The 21,463-nt window shown below is 57.5% G+C and carries 20 protein-coding genes, 1 tRNA gene and 3 riboswitches; of the genes, 9 read left to right on the top strand and 12 right to left on the bottom strand.

Annotation, left to right across the window (positions count from 1 at the left end; translation table 11 throughout):
* Window positions 1–103: 103 nt before the first annotated feature.
* The gene (locus tag P4L78_RS09425) at window positions 104–667 is read left to right on the top strand and encodes a hypothetical protein (RefSeq protein ID WP_283147706.1); all 564 of its coding nucleotides are present in this window, start codon (window positions 104–106) and stop codon (window positions 665–667) included.
* Here P4L78_RS09425 and P4L78_RS09430 read toward each other — a convergent pair.
* The 10 genes from P4L78_RS09430 to P4L78_RS09475 all read right to left on the bottom strand — a co-directional run bounded on the left by P4L78_RS09430 (window position 664) and on the right by P4L78_RS09475 (window position 8,815).
* The gene (locus tag P4L78_RS09430; RefSeq protein WP_309327771.1) at window positions 664–1,752 is read right to left on the bottom strand and encodes a CobW family GTP-binding protein; all 1,089 of its coding nucleotides are present in this window, start codon (window positions 1,750–1,752) and stop codon (window positions 664–666) included. The genes P4L78_RS09425 and P4L78_RS09430 overlap by 4 nt on opposite strands.
* A complete protein-coding gene (locus P4L78_RS09435; RefSeq protein WP_283147704.1) occupies window positions 1,719–2,366 on the bottom strand; it encodes a ParA family protein in 648 nt (215 codons plus the stop codon). The genes P4L78_RS09430 and P4L78_RS09435 overlap by 34 nt, the downstream gene beginning before the upstream one ends.
* Window positions 2,363–2,971 (bottom strand): aminoacyl-tRNA hydrolase, encoded by a 609-nt coding sequence (gene pth / locus P4L78_RS09440; RefSeq protein WP_309327773.1) that lies wholly within the window; start codon window positions 2,969–2,971, stop codon window positions 2,363–2,365. The genes P4L78_RS09435 and pth overlap by 4 nt, the downstream gene beginning before the upstream one ends.
* A 133-nt stretch (window positions 2,972–3,104) precedes the next feature.
* Entirely contained in the window at window positions 3,105–3,695 is a 591-nt protein-coding gene (locus P4L78_RS09445) for a hypothetical protein (RefSeq protein ID WP_283147702.1), read from the bottom strand.
* Window positions 3,696–3,852: 157 nt separating this feature from the next.
* Complete coding sequence (locus tag P4L78_RS09450) at window positions 3,853–4,434, bottom strand: 50S ribosomal protein L25/general stress protein Ctc (protein ID WP_283147701.1); 582 nt, start codon at window positions 4,432–4,434, stop codon at window positions 3,853–3,855.
* A gap of 137 nt (window positions 4,435–4,571) precedes the next feature.
* On the bottom strand, window positions 4,572–5,522 hold the full coding sequence (locus P4L78_RS09455; protein WP_283147700.1) for a ribose-phosphate pyrophosphokinase: 951 nt from the start codon (window positions 5,520–5,522) through the stop codon (window positions 4,572–4,574).
* 61 nt (window positions 5,523–5,583) lie between these two features.
* Window positions 5,584–5,660: transfer RNA gene (locus P4L78_RS09460), tRNA-Gln, on the bottom strand.
* A 19-nt stretch (window positions 5,661–5,679) separates the two neighbouring features.
* A complete protein-coding gene (gene ispE / locus P4L78_RS09465) occupies window positions 5,680–6,549 on the bottom strand; it encodes a 4-(cytidine 5'-diphospho)-2-C-methyl-D-erythritol kinase (protein WP_309327817.1) in 870 nt (289 codons plus the stop codon).
* 32 nt (window positions 6,550–6,581) lie between these two features.
* Window positions 6,582–7,136 carry a lipoprotein insertase outer membrane protein LolB gene (lolB, locus tag P4L78_RS09470; RefSeq protein WP_283151434.1) on the bottom strand — a complete coding sequence of 185 codons (555 nt, stop codon included), beginning with the start codon at window positions 7,134–7,136 and terminating at the stop codon, window positions 6,582–6,584.
* Complete coding sequence (locus P4L78_RS09475; protein WP_309327775.1) at window positions 7,136–8,815, bottom strand: tetratricopeptide repeat protein; 1,680 nt, start codon at window positions 8,813–8,815, stop codon at window positions 7,136–7,138. The genes lolB and P4L78_RS09475 overlap by 1 nt, the downstream gene beginning before the upstream one ends.
* Window positions 8,816–9,101: 286 nt before the next feature.
* On the opposite strand from P4L78_RS09475, the gene mutM reads away from it, so the two are divergent.
* The 4 genes from mutM (at window position 9,102) to P4L78_RS09495 (ending at window position 13,618) form a co-directional block, all read left to right on the top strand.
* Window positions 9,102–9,917, top strand: a complete 816-nt coding sequence (mutM, locus tag P4L78_RS09480; RefSeq protein ID WP_283147698.1) for a bifunctional DNA-formamidopyrimidine glycosylase/DNA-(apurinic or apyrimidinic site) lyase — start codon at window positions 9,102–9,104, stop codon at window positions 9,915–9,917.
* Between the two features lie 115 nt (window positions 9,918–10,032).
* A complete protein-coding gene (locus P4L78_RS09485; RefSeq protein WP_283147697.1) occupies window positions 10,033–12,042 on the top strand; it encodes a dynamin family protein in 2,010 nt (669 codons plus the stop codon).
* A 153-nt stretch (window positions 12,043–12,195) separates the two neighbouring features.
* Window positions 12,196–12,957 carry a copper homeostasis protein CutC gene (locus tag P4L78_RS09490; RefSeq protein ID WP_283147696.1) on the top strand — a complete coding sequence of 254 codons (762 nt, stop codon included), beginning with the start codon at window positions 12,196–12,198 and terminating at the stop codon, window positions 12,955–12,957.
* Window positions 12,958–13,207: 250 nt separating this feature from the next.
* A complete protein-coding gene (locus P4L78_RS09495) occupies window positions 13,208–13,618 on the top strand; it encodes a hypothetical protein (RefSeq protein WP_309327776.1) in 411 nt (136 codons plus the stop codon).
* Window positions 13,619–13,705: 87 nt separating this feature from the next.
* On the opposite strand, the gene P4L78_RS09500 is transcribed toward P4L78_RS09495, so the two are convergent.
* Window positions 13,706–13,849 carry a GNAT family N-acetyltransferase gene (locus tag P4L78_RS09500; protein ID WP_309327777.1) on the bottom strand — a complete coding sequence of 48 codons (144 nt, stop codon included), beginning with the start codon at window positions 13,847–13,849 and terminating at the stop codon, window positions 13,706–13,708.
* A gap of 91 nt (window positions 13,850–13,940) precedes the next feature.
* Window positions 13,941–15,371: an adenosylhomocysteinase gene (gene ahcY / locus P4L78_RS09505; RefSeq protein ID WP_283147694.1), complete on the bottom strand. Its 1,431-nt coding sequence runs from the start codon at window positions 15,369–15,371 to the stop codon at window positions 13,941–13,943.
* A gap of 97 nt (window positions 15,372–15,468) precedes the next feature.
* Window positions 15,469–15,534, bottom strand: a riboswitch (S-adenosyl-L-homocysteine riboswitch).
* Between the two features lie 191 nt (window positions 15,535–15,725).
* Here ahcY and P4L78_RS09510 point away from each other — a divergent pair.
* From P4L78_RS09510 to gcvP, 4 genes are all read left to right on the top strand, one after another.
* A complete protein-coding gene (locus P4L78_RS09510; protein WP_405051523.1) occupies window positions 15,726–16,349 on the top strand; it encodes an REP-associated tyrosine transposase in 624 nt (207 codons plus the stop codon).
* A gap of 47 nt (window positions 16,350–16,396) precedes the next feature.
* Window positions 16,397–16,494: riboswitch (glycine riboswitch) on the top strand.
* Between the two features lie 114 nt (window positions 16,495–16,608).
* A riboswitch (glycine riboswitch) is annotated at window positions 16,609–16,724 on the top strand.
* Between the two features lie 53 nt (window positions 16,725–16,777).
* The gene (gcvT, locus tag P4L78_RS09515; RefSeq protein WP_309327779.1) at window positions 16,778–17,923 is read left to right on the top strand and encodes a glycine cleavage system aminomethyltransferase GcvT; all 1,146 of its coding nucleotides are present in this window, start codon (window positions 16,778–16,780) and stop codon (window positions 17,921–17,923) included.
* Window positions 17,924–18,045: 122 nt separating this feature from the next.
* Window positions 18,046–18,432, top strand: coding sequence for a glycine cleavage system protein GcvH (gene gcvH, locus P4L78_RS09520; RefSeq protein WP_405051524.1), 387 nt, complete (start codon window positions 18,046–18,048; stop codon window positions 18,430–18,432).
* A 96-nt stretch (window positions 18,433–18,528) separates the two neighbouring features.
* Complete coding sequence (gene gcvP / locus P4L78_RS09525; protein WP_309327780.1) at window positions 18,529–21,390, top strand: aminomethyl-transferring glycine dehydrogenase; 2,862 nt, start codon at window positions 18,529–18,531, stop codon at window positions 21,388–21,390.
* The last annotated feature ends 73 nt before the right edge of the window (window positions 21,391–21,463 follow it).

The raw sequence follows: 21,463 nt of genomic DNA on the forward strand, positions 1-21,463 counted from the left end.
TATCACCTTTCCGTTACCGCCCGATTGCAGTAAAAACCCTGTTTGCCAAGCATCAGCTTTTTATGAATTACGGCCTCGCCCAAGAAGCGCCGGATTCCATCGCATGGAAAGAACCAGGGGGAGTGCAATGCTGGACGTGATTTATCGCAAGACCGAATTAGGACAAGCGGAGATTCAAACCCGCGCCAGTGGCCTCTCGCTCAAGCAGCGGCAACTGTTGATCATGATCGACGGCAAGACCCCGGCGCATGGTCTGCCGATGACCATGCCGGAAAAAGATCTCGTCCATAAATTGCTGGAACTGGAATGGGATGGCCTGATCGAGCGCGCCGGCTCTTTGCCCTCCAAGTCCGCCGCCACCGCTGCTGCGCCCGTGGCCGCGGTTACCGCGTCTGCGCCGGTTGCCGGGGCCGTGACTGTCTCGCTGGGCACCACCGCAGTACGCATCAGTGCGGGCCAGGTAGCGCGCATCCGCTCGATTCTGCACATGACCAACCAGAATCATCTGTCGGGCGAACTCGATGACATGATCCAGAACATGGAAAACATCACGTCCGTGGCCGAGATCGAAGAACGCGTCAGCCGTTACATGACCGTCATGAAGCAGCGCGGCATGGAAAGCGCCGCGCAAACCTACCTGGCGCAGATTCGTACCGTTTTGCGTTAAACCGGCACGCCAGCGCCACTCTCACCCTCAGCACTGCCTGGCCGTATCCGTGCGGCCAGCAGGCGCGCTTCCAGTTGCGACCAGTCTGGTGCTGCGGCGGCCTCAACGATCACCTCAAAGCGACTGTCACGGCGGTATGCCGAGACGTTGGCCGACGGGTACTGGTCGACCCAGTCAAAGCGATACCAGTCACGCTCGGTATGAAACACGCCTTTGGCGCGTGACAAGCCCTGCAACGCGAGTGCATCGGCCTGGTTAAGCGCCTGAAACAAATCTGCCAGCGCACCGCTATCAAACAGGGTTTCCGGGGTAAAAATCCAGCCACAGGCATGTGAACCCAGGCTGGATTGGGTTTTACGCACCGGTTCATTACCCTGCGGCACTTCAGCCGCAACAGGCGCTTCAGCCCTGCGCCGCGGCGCCAGCGGGTTGTGACTACTGGCGTGCGCTTGCGGCTCTTGCCAGCGCTCGGCCAGTAACGGCGCATCCAGCAAGTCCGGATCAATCAGTCCCTGGCTCGTTTCGACCACGGCAATTTTGGGCGGAAAGGCCGCATTGGCCATCGCCCGGGCGCGTTCCAGTTGCGGCGCGTCAGCCAGGTCCGTTTTGTTGATCACCAGCACATCGGCCAATTCGATCTGGTCACGCCAGGTTTCATTGCGGGCGTAGCGGGCATCTTCCGGATGCCGGGCATCCATCAGCGTCAACACGGCGCGCACTTCAAACGTGGCGCTCATGAACGGGTCACGCAGCAAATCGATAATGCCCGCCGGGTGGCCGAGCCCCGACGGCTCGATCAGGATGCGATCCGGGCGCTTGCCTTGCACCAGCTTGTTGAGGTTGACCCGCAACATCGGGCTGGTGGTGCAGCAGATACAACCACCCGGCACTTCGGCAACCTGCAAACCTTCGCCCGCAGAAGACAAAGTGGCGCCATCAATACCCACCTCGCCGAATTCGTTGACCACCACGGCCCAGAATTCGTTGGCGGGCTTGTCGGCCAGCAAACGGGAAATAGCCGTCGTTTTACCGACGCCAAGAAAACCGGTGATCAGATTGACGGGGATGCGGGGTTGCGAAGCCACTTGGGAATTGCCTGCCATTGTTCAAGGTCACGCTCGAACCGCTTTGCTGGCAGATCGAACAACGTGAGCCCCTTGGGTTGAAGCTGCACATACAGTTGGGTGTTGCGCAGATAAGTGAGTACCGGAAAGCCGTAACCAGCGAGGAAGGTTTCCAGCTGGCGCGCGGCGTGAGTGCGCGGATCAACACGCATGCCGACGATGCCGATCTCGACCTGTTTTTTGCGTACCGCTTTTTCTTCGGCCAACTGGGCGAAGAAACCTTCCAGCGCCCACATATCGAAAGCTGACGGCACCACTGGCACCAGCACCCGGTCGACCAGCTTGAGTGCCGATTCAAGCTTTTTGCCATGCAAACCGGCGGGACTGTCCAGAATAGCCACCGTGACGCCTTTGGATGGGCGCAGCAACTCATCCGCCTCCACATCCCAATCGCCAATCAACGGATACTGTGGCGGGCGTTGGCCCAGCCAGTAACGCGCCGTGTGCTGTCGGTCCAGATCGCCCAATACGACCCGTTCACTTTGCCAGGCAAAATAGCCGGCCAGGTTGGTAGACAGCGTGGATTTGCCGCTGCCGCCTTTGGGGTTGGCGATCAATATGGATAGACAGGTCATGGTGCGGGCTTATGTGGCCTTTGTTTACCTTCATCGGTATGTAGTTGCTGCATGGCGATATTCATCTCGCCCTTGAGCATGCGGGGCAGCAGATTCTGGGCGCGGACCATGGCGTCGTCGATCAATTCCTGCTCTTCACGCCGCGGCGGTTTGAGCACAAAGCTGACCACCTCATTGCGATCACCCGGATGACCGATGCCCAGACGCAAACGCCAGAAATTGGGCGTCGATAAATGTGCCTGAATATCCTTCAAACCATTGTGGCCGCCATTGCCGCCACCTTGCTTAAGCTTGGCCTGACCGGGCGGAATATCCAGTTCATCGTGCACCACGAGGATTTCATCGGGCAGGATTTTGTAGAACTGCGCGAGCGCCACTACCGACAGACCACTGCGATTCATGAAAGTTTGCGGCTGCAGCAGCCAGACTTCCTCGCCATGCAGCCTGGCTTTGCCAGCCAGACCGTGAAATTTGCTGTCATGACGCAAACTGACACCGCCTTCGCGCGCCAGTTCATCCACCCACCAGAATCCGGCGTTGTGACGGGTGGCAGCATATTCGGCCCCGGGGTTACCCAGACCGACGATTAATTTGATTGAAGACATGGAGTATTTGATTTGACCGTAATGCGGGCAGGCGCGACGTCAGGCTTTGGCCCGATGCCGCGTGCTCAGGTATTTGAGGCAAGCAGCCATGATAAGGGTTCAATGCACTGCGCGCCAACCCGCAATGGCCAGATCACTTGGGTGGGGTTAGCGTCAGATGACGCACCACACGCGCATCGCCGCCCGGGCTTAGAAACAACGCGCTGTTTTGGGCAATCTGCGGTGACGCAATCGCCACGCGCCAGCCGCCAAACCACGCCCAGCCACTGTCTTGCTGCACCAGGCGCCAGTCACCCGTCCAGGTCGGCTTTTGATCTACCCGCTGCGCCCACTGCATTTGCCCCAGATGATCGGACAAGGTCACCAGGTAATGACGACCATCAGCATATTGCGCCACTCGCCAGCCAGGCCAGCTGCCGAGCAGATTCAGTGTGACGGTGCTCAATGGGGCGGTTTCAATGGCTACGTCTGGCAATGCCACTTCTTGCAACAAGCTGAAGTTGCTGTCGAAATCCACGTTGCGGGAATAAAACGGCGAATGTCCCCAGCGCGGGCCAAGCCAATACGTAAACAACACCAACGCAAGCAGCGCCATCGCACCACGAACTAGTGGGCGTTGTCGCGGTGACAGCACCGGCATGGAGGCCAGCCATTCCAGCGGGCTGCTGCGATATCGCTGGTAGATATCGGTCCGGCTATCGTTTTCCTGTTCGCTCTGATACATCGTCATCCTCGGTATTGTTTGTTGATGTTGTTTTCAAACAATAGCAGGACGGTGTCAGGTCTAGGTAGGCACGCTCGATCAACCGGGCAGTATGGGCATAAAAAAACCGGCTGGAATAACCCAGCCGGTTTTTAACAACGTACAGAACAGCTGCGAATTAATCGCTGCCCTTCGGTGCATTGTAGTTGGCCACTGCCAGATCTTCGCCGCGAACCAGGGACATCAGTTCGACGCCTTCTGGCAGCTTCAGATCGGACAAGTGGATGGAACCATTGCCAGCGCCCATGTTGCCCAGGTCGACTTCAATGAATTCCGGCAGCTTGGTTGCCGAGCAGCGAACCAGCACTTCGTTCAGGATGTAACCGATCGAACCACCGTCCAGCTTAACGCCAGGAGCGATTTCAGCGTTTGCAAAGTGCAGAGGCACCTTCATTTCAACGCTGGTGGATTCGTCAACACGCTGGAAGTCAACGTGCAGAATCAGTTGCTTGAACGGGTGGTATTGCACCGAGCGAACCAGAACCTGTTCGGTAGCGCCGTCCACAACCAGCTTGATCAGCGCGGTGTGGAAAGCTTCTTCTTTCAGGGTGTACCACATGCTGTTGTGATCGAGTTCGATCGCAACCGGGGTTTTGCTGCCACCGTAAACAATCCCAGGCAGCTTGCCGGTGTTACGCAGGCGGCGGCTCGCACCGGTACCCTGCGCCACGCGGGCCTGGGCTTGAATTTCGTAAGACATGGTTGTTGCTCCATTTCATGTTAACACTTTGCCACCCGCGACCAGACTGGCAAAGGACTTGAGGGAAAGCCCCTCAAATGACGAAGCGGCGAGTAGGCACCAGCCCGCTCACCGCTGTAAAAATCTGTACTACCGGATCAATCTACAAACAGCGAAGAAACGGACTCTTCGTTGTTGATCCGGCGCATGGTCTCTGCCAGTAACCCGGCAATCGACACCACACGAATCCGTTCACACTGGCTGGCCGCTTCAGACAACGGGATGGTATCTGTTACCACCACTTCATCCAGTTCGGACTGCACAATGCGCTCAACCGCTGCACCAGAGAACACCGCATGCGTGGCATAAGCGATGACGCGAGCGGCGCCATGGGCTTTCAACGCTTGCGCGGCTTTCACCAGCGTGTTGGCGGTATCGATCATGTCATCGATGATCACGCAGGTACGACCGGTGACATCACCAATGATGTGCATCACCTCGGCCACACCAGCCTTCGGACGACGCTTGTCGATAATGGCCATGTCGGTGGTCAGTTGCTTGGCCATGGCACGCGCGCGCAGCACGCCGCCGACGTCCGGACTGACAACCATCAACTGGTCGTGATTCTTGGCACGGATATCGGCCAACAGCACCGGTGTGGAGTAGATGTTGTCGACCGGGATATCAAAGAAGCCTTGAATCTGGTCGGCGTGGACATCTACCGTCAGCACACGATCAACGCCAGCTACTTGCAACATGTTGGCGATGACTTTGGCAGAAATCGGGACACGTGCGGAGCGAGGGCGGCGATCCTGCCGGGCGTAACCAAAATACGGTATCGCCGCAGTGATGCGACCGGCTGAAGCGCGTTTGAGCGCATCGACCATCAGCATCACTTCCATAATATTGTCGTTGGTAGGCACGCAAGTTGACTGCAGGACGAAAACGTCGCGACCGCGAACGTTCTCCAGCAACTCGACTGTCACTTCACCATCGGAGAAGCGGCCAACAGTGGCTCGCCCCAACGAAATATCCAGGTGATTGACGACGCTTTCGGCAAGCTTGGGATTAGCGTTGCCGGTAAATACCATGAGGCTGTCGTAAGCCATTTTTGTGCCTTGAAAAAACGAAAAGCGTGTAACTGGTGTACACGCTTTTCTATCTTCGAACTGGCAGGGGAAGAAGGATTCGAACCTTCGCATGTCGGAATCAAAATCCGATGCCTTAACCAACTTGGCGACTCCCCTATCGAAACTGCTGATCTACCTACTCATCAGCAAATTCGCTTAACTCGTGCCGCTTGAGTGACCTCGCTGTAAAACCGGTCATCTCGTCAGGAAGCCGGGATATTACACGATCCGCGGCGCTTTGTGAAGCGCATTTCGTGAAAACGCAGCTTCCTGATCCAGTCATCCGCGCATCCCCAAACTGGCTTAGCCAATCCAGAAATTCAGCAATCTGCGGATGCTGACTCACTGCCACCGCCTGCAGATCGTTCCTGCTTGCAGTGGTGTTGAGGTCGCGCAGTTTGAGGGAGGGAGTGTTTCTTGTCAAGCGTTCATCTTTAAAAATTGCTGGTGTCGACACGTGCACAGGCGGATGCAGCACGACATACCAAGCTTCAGGCGTGGTGATTTCCTGCATGATTTCGCCGATACCTTCAACAAACGCGTTGCGTCCGAAGATGAAAAATGGCACGTCGGCACCCAGCGCCAAGCCAAGCCGCATCAACTGCGCCCGTGACAGATTCACGCCCCACAACCGGTTCAGCGCCAACAACACCGTCGCCGCATCTGAACTGCCGCCGCCCAGACCACCGCCCATGGGAATGCGCTTGTCGACGCGGATATCCACGCCTTTGGTATAGCCCGTTTCCTGTTGCAGCAAACGGGCCGCGCGCACCGTCAGATCGGTTTCGGCCGGAACACCGGACAGCGGATTGTGATGAATCACCTGCGCGTCATCGCGTAATCGCAAATGAATGGTGTCGGCCAGATCAATCAGCTGGAATACCGATTGCAGCAGATGGTAGCCATCTGCGCGCCGTCCAATGACGTGCAAAAACAGATTGAGCTTGGCCGGCGCAGGAAAGGCTCGCCAGCCCTCTGCCGATACCGGAAAAGCCGACAAGAGCATCGAATGAGAAGAATTGGAGGAAGACACAGAAGTTACGGTTGCCATTGCCAATCAGATACCACAATACGCAGATCAAGCCCGTCACGGCTTGCATGAACTCGATAAGGCAGCTTGCCTTGCACACCCGCATCACGCAGGTCAGTGGCGTCAATCTGCCAGCCACTTTGCACAATATGCACGCCACCGTCGGGAATAACCGTGACCTGCGCGGGCACCGCAGGGTCCGGCTTGCCACGCAACCACCAGCGCATACCCTGCACCGGCAGATTCCAGCCGGTGCGCTGTTGCAGCAGGTCCTCGGCACTTTGAGCGACCGTTTCTTTGCCGCTGGAATCTTGCAGCTTTGCGCTATCAGCGGTGAAGGTCAGCCGGGCGACAGTCTGACCCAGCGGTGTACCCAGGTCGAGCGCGGCTTGCTGGCCATCATCACGCCAGGTGAAATTGGCCATTTGCGAATCGTTGGGCACTTTTACCGCCACCCGGCCGGTCGCGACCAATTCACCCGCTTTGGGCGCTGCCGGCGGCGTGGCACAGCCCGCCAGCAGCAGCACGGCACCAATCAACAGCCCTGTGGAAAACCGCCGCATCACGGTTTGCCGATTTCCTGGCCGATGGCGATAACCGATTCGTTATCCGGGTCCAGCTTTTGCGCTTCAGCCAGCACCTTGTGGGCGTCGCTCTTGTTGCCCAGTTTGAAGAGCGTTGCCGCCAGATGCGCGCCCACTTCCGGATCAGGCATGGCCTTGTAGGCTTTGGTCAGCAAATCGCGAGCCTCGGCCAAACGATTCTGCTTGTAGCGCAGCCAACCCAGGCTATCGAGGATCACCGGGTTTTCCGGGTCCAGCGCGACGGCTTTTTCCAGATAACCATTGGCTTCGTCGTAGCGATCCGTGCGGTTGGCCAGCGTATAGCCCAACGCGTTCAGACCTTGTGCGCTACCTGGTTGCAGCTCCAGATATTTATGCAAGTCGGCCTCGGCGCCCGGTACATTGTGCTGCAGATCGGCAATCAGCGAGCGCTCGTACAGCAGATCAGCATTCTTGGGCTGCTTGGCAATGGCCGCCGTCAGCACGGCATAGGCTTTGTCGTAATTCTTGGCTTCGCGGTAGATTTGCGACTCAAGCAATGCCTGCTGGGTTTGCTGCTCGGTAGTCAGCGCCACGTTTTCGTGGACCAGCGCCAAAGCGGCGTCGGTTTTGCCAGTGCGCGCATACAAACGGATCAAGCGCTGGTTGGCGGCATCGCGCATATCGCCTTCAACGCTTTGATACCAGGCAATGGCATCGTCGTAACTATTACGTTCTTCGGCAATCTGGCCCAGATAGATACGCAGGTTATTGGTTGTACGCGGGCTTTTCTTCACTGCCGCATTCAGCCGGATTTCTGCAGTCTGCAGGTCATGTTGCTCTAGCGAAACCAGGCCAGAACCAACCAGCGCTTCCAGGTTATCGGGCTGAACCTGCAAGACGCTGTTATACATCTGCAGCGCTTCTTTCATTTGCCGGTTCAGCACCAGTTCGCGCGCCAGCGCATTGCGGATGGGCAGCGAATCCGGATTCTTTTGCAGCGCACTGCGCAAATAATCAACACGTACTTGCGCAGGCTGATCTGACATCAACTGCACCCGGTAGAGCACCGCTGGCTCCCAGCCCGGGCGGATGGCCTGAGCCGCGTCGACTTCCTTGATCGCATCCGGCACACGCTCGATATTGGCGTACGCCACGGCGCGAGCAAAATGCGCTTCCGGCAAATTCAGATAAGGCGTGGTGACTTCTTCGGTGAGCTTGGCGGCAGCTTTGCGGTCTGTGTTTTTGTCCCACAGCATGTGCATCTGCATAAAGAACGACGGCACATCTTGCGGCTTGGCTTTGAGCAGCGCCTCCAGATGCGGCTTGGCTTCGTCCAAGCGGTTGGCACGTAGCAGCAAACTCAGCATGACTTGTTGCGGGCCGACGGCGTTGGGCGAGGCATCGATCCACTGGCGTGCGGAATCCATGGCCAGATTGAGCTGACCCGCGCCAATGGCGACTTCGGTCGCACGTTTGGCCACGCGTGGATCATGAGTGCGCCTGGCCAGATCGTTCCAGGTTTGCGCTGCCAGGCCAGGCTGGCCACGTTGCAGGGCGATGTCACCCACCAGGAAGCGCATCACCAGCTCGTCGCTGAGCTCCATATTGGGCAAAGGACCATCGGCATTGGCATCGGGTGCAGCCGCCGCAGCGGGGGCACTTGCAACGGCGGCGGTTTCTGCCGGCGGCCGCCCCATTGATGCGCAGCCGGACAGCACTAACAGGCTCAGACAAATGGGGGTAAGGATCAGCTTCCGTGAAAACGGCAGGGGCATGGCACAGTCCGGCGGGTAATGGAATGGGCGTCGTCTGCAAAGATGAGCGCGCAGGCGACAGATTGCTTTGACTACTTCATATTAAGGTAAATTCTGGCGGGAAGTCCAAGTTGCAAGGTGACGCGCACTGAGGATTTTCGCTGCCCATTGTGATATGCCTGTTGAATAACCATCTAACTATCAATTTTCTGTTCACTGGTCCGCCTTCATGCCTGAACTGCCGGAAGTAGAAACAACCCGCCGCGGCATTGCCGACATTCTGACTGGCCAAGCCATTGAAACCGTCACCGTGCGCGACCCGCGCCTGCGCTGGCCGGTGCCGGATCACCTGCAACAAACATTGCAGGGCCAACGTGTGCGCTCGGTGGAGCGGCGCGCCAAATATCTGTTGATTGGCTTTGAGCACGGCACGTTGATCGTGCACCTGGGCATGAGCGGCACCCTGCGTGTTGTGACCGCGGCCCGCGCAGTGGAAAAGCATGATCATGTGGATCTGGCCCTGGAAGACGGTCGCATCTTGCGATATCGGGATCCTCGCCGCTTTGGCTGCATCCTGTGGCACGAGCAAGCAACGGCGACGCATCCATTGCTGGCCAGTCTGGGGCCGGAACCTTTATCCGACACTTTCAATGCCGACTATCTCAAGCTGCAGCTCGCCCGTCGGCAAGCCGCAATCAAGCTGGTCATCATGGATCAACATGTCGTCGTTGGCGTGGGCAATATCTACGCTTCCGAAGCTTTGTTCCGCGCACGTATCGACCCGCAAAAACCGGCAGCCACACTGAAGAAACGCGAAATTACCGCGCTGGTTGACGCCGTCAAAGCCACACTGGCAGATGCCATCGCGGCGGGTGGCACTACCCTGCGCGATTATGTCGATAGCAGTGGCAATACCGGTTATTTTCAATTGCAAACCTACGCCTATGGCCGCGCTGGCGAGCCTTGCCGGGTCTGCAATTCGCCAATTATGGAAATCCGCCAGGGCCAGCGCGCAACATTCTTCTGCCCGAACTGCCAGAAATGACTGATTCCATTATCATTCGCCACGCTTTAGTGTATTAATCACGTTATCAAAAAACGATAGTATTGCGCGCGCAAAACCGCCGCACAGCCAGCCCGCACCGGGCATGAGGATTGAGATGAGCACCGACTACCTCCACCGCGATGAGATAGCCGTGAACGATGTAGATAGCACAGACCGTCTGGCCGGAGATTTCCAGGCCTACAGCGCATGGCGTGGCCAGTTGTCGCAACGCGTAGCGCAATTGTCGCGCTGGTTGTCCGAGCAAGACCTGGAAGACGCCCAGACGCAGATCCGTATTCAGTCGCTGCTGGAAAAACTCAAAGACGACAAACTGAATATTGCGTTTGTTGCCGAGTTCTCACGCGGCAAATCGGAGCTGATCAACGCCATCTTCTTTGCCCATTACGGCAAACGGGTGCTGCCTTCATCAGCGGGCCGCACTACCATGTGCCCGACCGAAATTCTTTACGATGCTTCGCGTCCGCCTTCGATCCAGCTGTTGCCGATCGAAACCCGCGCGCAGAACGTCACCACCAGCGAATACCGCCGTTACAGCGACGAATGGGCCACCACCGAGCTGGATATCAACAATGCCGACTCCATGCTGGCGGCATTTGGCCAGGTCGGCCAGACCAAGCGCGTGTCGACTGAAGTCGCCAAGAGCTTTGGCTTGTTTGATGAAGATGATCTCGATCAAGTGATCGCAGTTGGCGCTGACGGCACGGTAGAAATTCCGGCCTGGCGTCATGCGGTGATCAACTTCCCGCATCCGCTGCTGGAACAAGGTCTGGTGATTCTGGATACGCCAGGTCTGAACGCGATTGGTACCGAGCCGGAACTGACGCTGAACCTGCTGCCCAACGCGCATGCCATTCTGTTTATCTTGTCTGCCGACACCGGCGTGACCAAGAGTGACATTGATGTCTGGCGCAACCATATCGGCAAGAGCCAAGCTGGTTCGCGTGGCCGTCTGGTGGTGCTGAACAAGATTGATGGCCTATGGGACGAACTGAAAACCCAGGCGCAGATTGATGCCGAAATCGCCCGCCAGGTCACCGGCACCGCCACTTTGCTGGGCGTAAACGCCAATCACGTGTTCCCGGTTTCCGCGCAGAAAGCCTTGGTCGGTAAAGTCCAGCATGACGAAGCGCTGCTGGATCGCTCGCAACTAATGGCACTGGAAGCGGCGCTGTCAGGCGAGCTGTTGCCGGCCAAGCAAGACATCGTACGCGACAGCACCATCACCGAAGTCGATGACATCGTGCTGGCGACACGCAGTTTGTTGTCTACCCGTCGCACCAGCTTGCTGGAGCAACTGGACGAACTGGGCCGTTTGCGCGGCAAGAACCAGGACGTGGTCATGCAGATGATGGACAAAGTGCAGACCGACAAGCGCCATTTCGAACAAGGCCTGGTGCGCTTCCAGGCGCTGCGCAGCATTTTCAGCCAGCAAACCAACCAGCTGCTGTCGCTGCTGGGCATGGATGCACTCAAGGCCGAGATCGCGCGTATTCGCGATGAAATGGAACGCAGCTGGTTCTCGTTTGGCGAAGGTGGCTTGCGTTCGACGATGGAACGCTTCTTCAAAGACACCAACGCCAATATCGCCAGTTCGGCCGAGCAGGTTGCCGAAATCCAGGCGATGATGGCCGCCATGTACAAGAAATTCAGCGAAGAACACGGCTTGGGCCAAGTCACCCCACCACCGTTCTCCACGCTCAAGTACCACAAGGAAATCGCCCGGCTGGAGAAATCGTTCCGCGAGCATTTCAATACTGTGGGCAAGCTGCTGACGACCAGTCAGGGCCGCATCACCCGCAAGTTCTTCGAAACCGTCGCCAGCCGTGTGGTGTACGTATTTGAAGTGGCTAACCGTGATGTCGAAAACTGGCTCAAGGCGGTGATGGCGCCGATGGAAACGCAAGTGCGCGAGCATCAACTGCAATTGCGCCGCCGGCTGGAAAGCATCAAGCGCATCCATAAAGCCACCGATACGCTGGAAGGCCGCATTGAAGAACTGGAAGATATGGATCGCCAGCTCACCAACCAGATGAGCGACCTGGATCAACGCCATCGCCAGATTCTGGCTGCGTTGAACAGCGAGTTTGTGCGCCTGGCAGCCTGAGCCGCTGCCAATCTGCCGTAGCAATATTGCAGGATTTTGCAGTTAGACTAACAACGCCCGCAGGGTCATCCTTGTGGGCGTTTTTGCTTTTTCCCCTCCCGCTGCGTGTCAGTTTCGTTTACGCTTGCCCGACCCAATACAGGAGTGATCACCATGGCCAATCAAGACATTCTGCTGGAAATCTGCGCCGGCTCTGTGACCTCTTGCCTGGCCGCCCAGGAAGGCGGCGCCAGCCGGGTGGAGTTTTGCGACAACCTGCTGGAGGGCGGCACCACGCCTTCGCATGGCGCCATTGCTGCCGCACGAGACCGCCTGTGGATCACGCTCAACGTGATCATTCGCCCGCGTGGTGGCGACTTTCTGTATTCGGATATCGAATTTGAAGTGATGCGCCGCGATATTCTCGCCTGCAAAAAACTGGGCGTGGATGGCGTGGTGATTGGCCTTTTGACCGCCGATGGAGATATCGATGTGGCCCGCACCAAGCAGTTGGTCGAATTGGCCATGCCGATGCAAGTGACCTTCCACCGCGCTTTTGATGTGGCCAAAGATCCGCTCAAGGCATTGCAGGACATCATCAGCACTGGTTGCAACCGCTTGCTCACCTCCGGCCAGGCCCCCAGCGCGCCAGAAGGCGCTGAAATGCTCCGGCAATTGCGCGAAGTCGCCGGTAACAAGCTGGTGATCATGCCCGGTGCGGGTGTGCGCGTGAACAATATTGCCGATCTGGTGCGCGCTACCGGCTGCAGCGAGTTTCACACTTCAGGCCGGGCGCCCTTCCCCAGCGGCATGCGTTATCGCAATGAGCACGTGAAGATGGGTGCGCCAGGGCAGGATGAATACGCCATCGTCGAGACATCGGCCCTGCTGGTGCAGGAAATCCTCGCCAATGCCCGTGGCGCGCTGGCCGGATAAACCGGCTTTGCACCCACGCTCAAAACCCGCCCGCCATGCTTGATGTATTACTGGAAGTTGTTCTCGAAACTACTTCTCAAAATTAAGCAAACGGGCAGTTTGCAATCCGGTTGACGTTAGTACCATTTGTTTCTCCTGCGACACACACACTCACATACAAGCGGTGCCGCGCATGTAATCCTGCAGTTGTGGACGGGCCAGACAACAACCCGCCCAGTAACCCCACACAAGATTACTTTGGAGAAACACCATGAAAGCCCTGATCGCTATCGCAACTGCTGCTGGTTTCCTGTTTGCTACCCCGGTCTTCGCAGCGGATGCCAGCGCACCTGCCGCCAAGACTGCACCGGCAGCGGCTTCCACTACCGCTCACCATCACAAAGCTTCGACTAAAAAGCACAGCACCAAGAAGACCACAGCTTCTGCTGCTTCGTCGGTAGCCCAAAAGGCTCAAGCCAAACACCACAAGGCCAGCAGCGCATCCAGCGCCCACAAGGCCAAGGCACCAGCGGCTTCCGTAGCGCAAAATGCTCAGGCTAAACACCACAAGGCCAGCGGCGCTTCTTCTGCAGCACACAAGAGCACCAAGGCATCGGCTGCACAAAAAGCCCAAGCCAAGCATCATCATCACAAGCACCACGAAGCTCACCACAACGCTTGATCAACACGGCGTTCAGTAAAAAGCCCCATCCAATTGATGGGGCTTCTTGTTTTGGCGCCGCCAGCCAGCTATTTGCTGTCAGCGCGATCAGAGTGGTGTGTTCATGTAAACCGATTGGGTCGAAAACCCGTGCTTGTTGTAAAAGCGGATGGCGGTTTCGTTGAACGCAAACACTTGCAGATAGAGCGTTACCGCACCTTGCTCCTTTACCCATGTTTTTGTCGCTGCCACACCAGTTAGCCGCCTGTTTGGCAGACAAAAAAACCGGCCCCCTGATGGAGGCCGGTTGGTGTGCGCTTTGGCGAAACGCCTTCAAGGCAAATCAATACCGGTAGTGCGCAGCCTTGTACGGACCATCCTTGGGCACGCTGATGTACGCAGCTTGCTGGTCGGTCAGCGTGGTCAACTTCACGCCGATCTTCTGCAGATGCAGGCGTGCGACCATTTCGTCCAGGTGTTTTGGCAACACGTACACGCCCACCGGGTATTGATCCAGCTTGGTGAACAGTTCGATTTGCGCCAGCACCTGGTTGGCAAACGAATTGGACATCACAAACGATGGGTGGCCAGTGGCGCAACCCAGGTTCACCAGACGACCTTCAGCCAGCAAGATGATGCGTTTGCCGTCCGGGAAGATGATGTGGTCGACTTGCGGCTTGATGTTTTCCCACTCGTATTGACGCAGGCTGGCAACTTCGATTTCGCTGTCAAAGTGACCGATATTGCAAACGATCGCGTTGTTACGCATGGCCTTCATGTGTTCATGCGTAATCACCGACACGTTGCCGGTGGTGGTCACGAAGATATCGCCTTGCGATGCGACATCATCCATGGTCACGACGCGGTAGCCTTCCATGGCCGCTTGCAGTGCGCAGATCGGGTCAATCTCGGTAACCCAAACGGTGGCGCCCAGGCCACGCAACGATTGCGCGCAACCCTTGCCCACATCGCCATAACCCAGCACCACAGCCACTTTACCGGCGATCATCACGTCGGTAGCGCGCTTGATGCCATCCACCAGCGATTCGCGGCAGCCGTACAGATTGTCGAACTTGGACTTGGTGACCGAGTCATTGACGTTGATGGCCGGGAAAGCCAGCTTGCCTTGTTCGTGCATCTGATACAAACGATGCACGCCGGTGGTGGTTTCTTCGGTCACGCCGGTAATGTGCTTCAGGCGAGTCGAATACCACTTCGGATCTTTAGCTACTTGCGCCTTGATCGCGGCGTACAGCACTTCTTCTTCTTCGTTGGTCGGGTTAGCCACGACCGACAAATCAGTTTCAGCACGTGCGCCCAGATGCAGCAGCAGGGTTGCATCGCCGCCATCATCCAGAATCAGGTTGGCGAATTCGCCATTGGGCCATTCAAAAATTTGATGGGTGAACTGCCAGTATTCTTCCAGCGATTCGCCCTTGAACGCGAACACTGGCGTGCCCTTGCCGTTGTGGCCATTGGCGGCGATACCGGCAGCGGCGTGGTCTTGCGTCGAGAAAATATTGCACGACGCCCAACGCACTTCAGCACCCAGCGCTTGCAAGGTTTCGATCAACACGGCGGTCTGGATGGTCATGTGCAGCGAACCGGCAATGCGCGCGCCCTTCAGTGGCAGCGTGCTGGCACCTTGTTCACGTACGGCCATCAGGCCTGGCATTTCAGTTTCGGCAATGCGGATTTCCTTGCGGCCCCAGCTCGCCAGCGAGAGATCGGCAACGTGGAAATCGGTAAATTTGGTATCAGCCACAGCGTTCATGTGAACGTCCTTTACGTTGTGGCCGGTTCGGGGCGGGGTGAAACATCACCTGAAAACCTGCATGGCAAGTTTGAGCCCGTGTCCGGCACGGTTGTTCATCAGGTGAGCGCCGTTGAAACTCCGGGCCTGGGATGAGAACACATCTCGCAGCGCTCCCCGGAAGTGGGCGGATTATAGCAAAAGTCACTCGTTGCGCATGCGACAGCATGCTGAACGGGAATCGCAAGCTGGCTACATCACCGTAGGGCGGGTGCAACCCGCCCCGATTGCCACGCTAGCTCCATGAACTACATCAAATCCAGATTAGAAATCCACGCATAGGCTCGACACTTCACATAGGCCGACCGTTCAGATATGTCCAACTACCTGCGAACTCAAATCCCCGGAGGCACCTACTTCTTTACTGTAGTCACAGAACAGCGGCGGCCCATTTTGACCAACGCGGATGTTCGCAAGGCATTGCACGTTGCCATTGTTGAAACACGCAGAACACGGCCATTTCGTATCGATGGCTGGGTACTTTTGCCAGATCACCTGCACTGCATCTGGACGTTACCTGATGGGGATGCCGACTTTTCCACTCGCTGGAAGAAGATAAAACGTGATGTTAGCGTAGCGTGTGCAGAAAGCTATCTGCAACCCGATTTACTCAATCCACGCCGAAGGACAAAGGGCCACAGCACACTTTGGCAGCATCGCTTCTGGGAACACGCGATCGCCAATGAACAAGAATTCAAGAGCTATCTGGATTACCTGCACTGGAACCCGATGAAGCATGGATTGATCACCCGCATCTTAGACTGGCCGTGGTCTTCGTTTCACAGAGTATATGCAGCAAGGCGTCTATTCTGCGGATTGGTGTATTGCAAAAAACCATTGCCATTCATCAACCGGCGGGTTACACCCGCCCTACTTCATATTCGCAGCGCCTTAGTAGGGCGGGTGCAACCCGCCACCTCCATGACATATTCCCCTTGACCCGCATGAACGGCAGTTGCCAAGCGGGCGTGGGCTGCGCATAATCCGCCCGTCATGCAGGAGAGTGTTTTGTCCGCAATGGATGAAGCCGCCGAAGGCGCAAGCGCACCCGCAATCGCTCAGGCAAAAGGACTGTATGACATCGGCCGCAAAGGCCGCTGAAGAAAAGGGTTAGGGCAAGACGCCAGGCCGCAGACAGTACTTTGCTGTACGGCAAGGCCGGGCAACGCAGCCATCACCTTTTTATTCAGTGGCGGGCTGGAAAAACTCTGGAGAGCGGCGCGGTTGTTGCGCGCACACCGAAGGGGCTAAGGGCGACAGTGCGTGCATACGCCATCGCCTGAAAATCTCAGGTGCCGGGACAGAGGGGTGTGGTAAGCCGCAGATACGGTGTACGTATTTGCAATCCACACGCCCAGGAAATCCCGATGACCGCTCCACGCACCCCGCTGCAACCCGACTCAAGCACATCCAGCGCCACTGTGGGGGTACCCCCGAGGGGTACACCGCTGTACCAATCCCACCTCGACGCTGGCGCGAAGATTGTCGACTTCGCGGGCTGGTCCATGCCGATTCATTACGGCTCCCAACTCAAAGAACACGAAATCGTGCGCGCCGATGCAGGCATGTTCGATGTTTCGCACATGGTGGTGCTCGATATCACCGGTGGCGATGCCAAGTCCTGGTTGCAAGGCATTCTGGCTAACGATGTGGCCAAGCTCGGTTACATGGGCAAGGCGTTGTATTCGGGCTTGCTGACGCCTGAAGGCACGGTGATCGACGATCTGATCGTCTATCTGGCCGAAGACGGTTATCGCATGGTAGTCAATGCCGGTACGCGAGAAAAGGACTTGGCATGGTTGCGTAAAACCAGCGAAGGTCGCGAGGTCATCCTGACCGTGCGTGATGATCTGGCAATGCTGGCGGTGCAAGGCCCCAACGCCATCGACAAAGTCTGTAGCGTCAAGCCGCAATGGGCAGATGCGATCCGCGCGCTCAAGGTATTCCAGGGTGTAGCGATGGGCGAATGGTTTGTGGCCCGTACCGGCTATACCGGTGAAGACGGCCTGGAAATCATGATTCCGGCGGCTGAGGCCCCTGCGTTTTTCTCGCAACTGATCGCTGCCGGTGTCGCGCCGTGTGGTCTGGGTGCACGCGACACGCTGCGGCTGGAAGCAGGCATGAATCTGTACGGCCACGACATGGATGAAACCATCAGCCCGCTGCAAGCCGGTATGGGCTGGACTATCGCCTGGGAACCCGCCAGCCGCGACTTTATCGGCCGCGCCGCGCTGGAGGCTGAAAAAGCCGCTGGGGTTGCCATGAAACAAGTCGGCCTGGTGCTGGAAGGCCGCGGCGTGCTGCGTGAAGGCATGCGAGTGGTGGTTGCAGGCGCTGGCGAAGGCGTCATCACCAGCGGCACCTTCTCGCCCACGCTCAAACACTCAATTGCCATTGCCCGCGTACCTGCCGCAACCGGCAGCACCGCAGAGGTGGATCTGCGTGGCACACTGACGCCTGTGCGCGTGGTCAAGCTGCCATTTGTGCGCCTGGGCAAGAAGGTCTTTGACTAAATCAATCTGCGTGGCGAGCCGTGGGCAACGGCTCGCCCGCTTGTAATCCGGATTTACTGGTTCTGAATTTTTCTGAAGCAGTAACAAGCATTTAAACCCATTTGAATCGAGAGAGAACCATCATGCTGGATATCCCTGCAGAACTGAAATACGCCGCCAGCCACGAGTGGATGCGCCTGGAAGCCGATGGGACCGTCACTGTGGGCATTACCCACCACGCGCAAGAATTGCTGGGCGATCTGGTGTTTGTGGAGTTGCCAAAAGTAGGCACGACGCTGGCTAAAGAAGAACAAGCCGGTGTGGTTGAATCCGTAAAAGCCGCGTCTGACGTGTACGCACCAATTGCCGGTGAAGTGGTCGCCATCAATACCGAACTGGAAGCCGGCCCGGAAATCGCCAATACCGAGCCGTACACCGGCGGCTGGTTCTTCCGTCTCAAGCCGGCCGATGCCGCCGATCTGGACGGCATGTTGTCCGCCGAAGACTACGCCCGCGAACTGGGCGCGTAATACCTGTAGGGCGGGTGTAACCCACCGCCACCCGCCCTACATGTTTCACCGATTTGCCCTTGCCCACTTGCCGCAGCTTGCCTGGATTTGCCCTAAATGACGACGCTCTCAGAATTGTTTAATCACGACGATTTCATCAACCGCCATATTGGTATTGATGAGGCCGACGCTACCGCCATGCTCGCCACGCTGGGTCTGAAATCCAGCGCAGAACTGGTCGACCAGACCGTGCCAGCCGGTATCCGCTTCAACCAGAAGCTGGCCTTGCAGGATGCAATTTCCGAAACTGAGGCGCTGATCCGCCTGAAAGAAATTGCTGGCAAGAACCGCGTCAACAAATCGTATATCGGGCTGGGTTATCACCCCACACGCCTGCCTAACGTCATTTTGCGCAACGTACTGGAAAACCCCGGCTGGTACACCGCCTATACACCGTATCAGGCCGAAATCGCGCAGGGCCGACTGGAAGCATTGCTGAACTACCAGCAAATGGTCATCGACCTGACTGGCCTGGAATTGGCCAATGCTTCGTTGCTGGATGAAGCCACCGCTGCTGCTGAAGCCATGGCCATGGCACGCCGTGTGTCCAAGACCAAAGCCAACCAGTTTTTTGTGGATGAGCGTGTGCTGCCACAAACCCTGGACGTATTGAAAACCCGTGCCGATCACTTCGGCTTTGAACTGGTGGTGGGTCATGCCGAAGCGGCCGGTACCAACGAATACTTTGGCGCGCTATTCCAGTACCCGGGCGAAAACGGTGAACTGGTTGATCTGACTGGTTACATTGCCGCCGCCAAGGCCAAGGGGGCCGTGGCGATTGTTGCAGCCGACATGATGGCGATGGTACTGCTCAAATCCCCGGGCGAAATGGGCGCGGATGTCGCCATCGGCAACACGCAACGCTTTGGCGTACCGATGGGCTTTGGTGGCCCGCACGCTGCGTATTTTGCGTTCAAAGATGAAATGAAACGCTCGGCACCAGGCCGCATCATTGGCGTGTCGGTCGATGCCGCTGGCAAACCGGCACTGCGCATGGCGCTGCAAACCCGCGAGCAACATATCCGCCGCGAGAAAGCCAATTCCAATATCTGTACCTCGCAAGTGCTGCTGGCCAATATCGCCGGCATGTATGCGGTGTACCACGGCCCAGCGGGTATCAAGCGCATCGCCGCGCGCATCCATCACCTGGCCGCGCTGTTTGCCACTGGCGTACAGAAAAGTGGCGGCAAGTTGGTGTTCAACAAATTCTATGACACCGTGCAGGTCGATCTGGGCAGCAAGGCCGATTCCGTTTACCACGCGGCGTTGGGCGCGGGTATCAATCTGCGGCGCGCTGGCAACGGCGTGCTGGGTGTGGCGTTCCACGAAAAAGCCACCGAGCGCGATCTGGAAACGCTGCTTGGCCTGTTCACCGGCAAAGTGTTTGATCTGGCTGATCTGGATAAGGCCGTCAGTGCCGACTTCATTCCGGCTGGGCTGAAACGTGAATCGGCCATCCTCACGCATCCGGTCTTCAACACCCACCATAGCGAGCACGAAATGCTGCGCTATTTGAAGAAGCTGGAAAACAAAGACCTGGCGCTGAATCACTCGATGATTTCGCTCGGCTCTTGCACCATGAAGCTGAACGCCACTAGTGAAATGATCCCGGTCACCTGGCCGGAATTTGCCGAGCTGCATCCGTTTGCGCCGGTCGATCAAACCACGGGTTATCTGGAAATGATCGACGGCTTGGCCGAACAACTCAAAGCCATCACCGGTTTTGATGCGATCTCCATGCAGCCGAATTCCGGCGCGCAGGGCGAATACGCCGGTCTGCTGGCGATTCGCCGCTATCACGACAGCCGTGGCGACCAGAAGCGTGATGTGTGCCTCATCCCACGTTCCGCCCACGGCACCAATCCCGCCACCGCCCAGATGATGAGCATGCGCGTGGTGGTGGTGGCGTGTGATGACAACGGCAATATCGATATCCCCGATCTGAAAGCCAAGACCGAAGAGCACGCAGCTGATCTGGCCGCGCTGATGCTCACTTATCCGTCCACCCATGGCGTGTTTGAAGAAGCCGTGAAAGAGATTTGCGATCTGGTGCACAGTCACGGCGGTCAGGTTTACATGGATGGCGCCAACCTGAACGCGCAGGTCGGGCTGTGTCGCCCGGCTGATATCGGTGCCGACGTATCGCACATGAATCTGCACAAAACGTTCTGCATTCCGCACGGCGGCGGCGGTCCGGGCATGGGCCCGATTGGCCTGAAAGCGCATCTGGCGCCGTTCATGGCCAGCCATGTGGTCACGCCGGTACCGGGCGCGCAGAGCGGCATGACGGCGGTATCCGCCGCGCCCTTTGGTAGCGCCAGTATTCTGCCGATCAGCTGGATGTACGTGACGATGATGGGCGCGGAAGGTCTGCGCCTTGCCACCGAAGCCGCGCTGCTGAACGCCAACTACATCGCCACCCGCCTGGCCGAGCATTACCCGGTGCTGTACACCGGCAGCAAAGGCCGCGTCGCGCACGAGTGCATTATTGATCTGCGCCCGCTCAAGGCAGCATCCGGCGTGACTGAAGTCGATATCGCCAAGCGCCTGATGGATTACGGCTTCCACGCCCCGACCATGAGCTTCCCGGTTGCAGGCACATTGATGATTGAGCCAACCGAATCCGAATCCAAAGCCGAACTCGATCGCTTCATCGACGCCATGATCAGCATCCGTGCTGAAGCCGCCAAAGTGCAAAGCGGCGAATGGCCCGCCGAGGACAATCCGCTGCACAACGCGCCGCACACCCAGGCGGACGTAGTTGGCGAATGGTCTCACCCATACAGTCGTGAGGTTGCGGTGTTCCCGCTGCCGTACGTGGCGACCAACAAGTTCTGGCCAACCGTGAAGCGCATCGACGATGTGTTTGGCGACCGCAACCTGGTTTGCAGCTGCCCGAGCATGGATAGCTACGCTTGATAGTTGTCGTTGCTTGCCGTAATACAAAGGCCACCCGCTGCGGTGGCCTTCTTTTATCCATTTTGCATTACCA

Source organism: Silvimonas sp. (genome assembly GCF_031291215.1).
In the GTDB taxonomy this organism is placed as follows: Bacteria; Pseudomonadota; Gammaproteobacteria; order Burkholderiales; family Chitinibacteraceae; genus Silvimonas; species Silvimonas soli.